We start from the raw sequence: 1,534 nt of genomic DNA, 5'->3' as shown, positions 1-1,534 counted from the left end.
CCAGTCCATACTAATGAATTGAATTAAACCACCATCAAATTGACCAACGACACCAAAAGCGTACATTGTTGCATCCATTGTGGCTGCTAAGAATGAGTGTACGAACCAAAGAACTGGAGCTGCAAACAAGAAAGTAAATTCAACAGGTTCTGTAATACCGGCTGCTATTGAAGTTAATCCGGCTGGTATTAATAAAGCAGCTGTTTGTTTCTTACGACTCTTTTTAGCTGTAACATAAAATGCATAACAGATAGCAGGAATACCAAAGACTTTTTCATTACCGAACAATTCGAATCCCATTGATGGAGCAAGTGCCTTTAGGGATTGTGTACTTCCAGCAAAATCTGCCAAATGTTTTAGCCAATATGGTTGTAGTCCACCAGCTACGGCAGCTGGACCATATTGGAATGGAATATAAATGAAATGATGTAATCCTGTAGGAATAAGTACACGTTGCAAGAAACAATATACCCAAACACCAATAACACCAGAGTTTTTCATGAATCCTTGCAAACTTGAAATACCTAATTGAATCTTAGGCCAAACAAGACATGTAACAAATGCCAAAGCAAACATACTAATGAATCCTAAAATAACAACATATGATGAGCCTTGGAAAGTCCCCAACCACTCAGGTAATTTCTTATCAAAGTAGCGATTGTGTAACCAAACCACAATACCAGCAACAACTAAAGCACCAACAATACTAGTATCCAAAGTCTTAATACCAGCAATCATTGTTAGACCACCGTTAGTAGAGTTAGCGGCAATAGGTTTAGCATAATTAGTAACACCAAAGAATGATCCCCATTGGCTCAACATACCACCTATAAAGTAATTAAAAGTTAAATATGTGACCAATGATTCAAGGGCCGCACGCCCTTGAGACTTCTTAGCCAATCCAATAGGCAAACCTACAACGAACAACAGTGGAATTTGTCTAAAGATTGTCCAACCACCTTCTTCAATGGTGAACCAGATACCATACCAATTAGTCGTTGGCTGAGCTAGGTTATGAAAGATTTCTGGATTAGTAAATAGTGATCCAAAGGCTACAATTAAACCTGCAAATGAGAATAGCAAGACAGGAACAAACATTGCAGCACCAAATTTTTGCAATTTCTGCATCATAGTAATTCATCCCACTTCTTTTTAATTTAAAAAAAGAAAGGCTTATTCCACCCCTGTTGAATAGCCTTTCAATAATTACCCATACTCAAAATTTTATTATTTAAGTTCTGGCCAATAATCCTTATTTGCAACAATCATTTCATCAAGAATATCCTTAGCAACACCTGCATCAGGAACAATCTTACATAAACTAAATGCTTGCCATAATTTTGTATATGAATGTTCTACCCAAGCATCAACTGCAAGTTTTTCAACACTATTTTGCTCAGTAATCATACCTTTTTGATATGTAGCTGTTTCTCCCATTGATAGGCGTTCTGGTCCATTTGAACCAAATAGGCAAGGAACTTCAACCGTTGCTGTCGGATCAATATTAGAAATAGCACCATCATTTGGAATAATT

At 36.9% G+C, this 1,534-nt stretch carries 2 protein-coding genes; both read right to left on the bottom strand.

Annotated elements, in window-relative coordinates; genetic code table 11:
• Positions 1–1,131 (bottom strand): PTS transporter subunit EIIC (locus tag FHL06_RS12865; RefSeq protein ID WP_192917995.1); only part of this gene is annotated, 1,131 nt, incomplete at its 3' end.
• Between the two features lie 96 nt (positions 1,132–1,227).
• Positions 1,228–1,534, bottom strand: a 307-nt coding sequence (locus FHL06_RS12860; RefSeq protein ID WP_475392985.1) for a family 4 glycosyl hydrolase, incomplete at its 5' end; no start/stop codon positions are given.

This window comes from Companilactobacillus halodurans, from assembly GCF_009600985.1.
Classification (GTDB): domain Bacteria; phylum Bacillota; class Bacilli; order Lactobacillales; family Lactobacillaceae; genus Companilactobacillus; species Companilactobacillus halodurans.
This window is presented reverse-complemented; position numbering and strand designations above follow the sequence as displayed.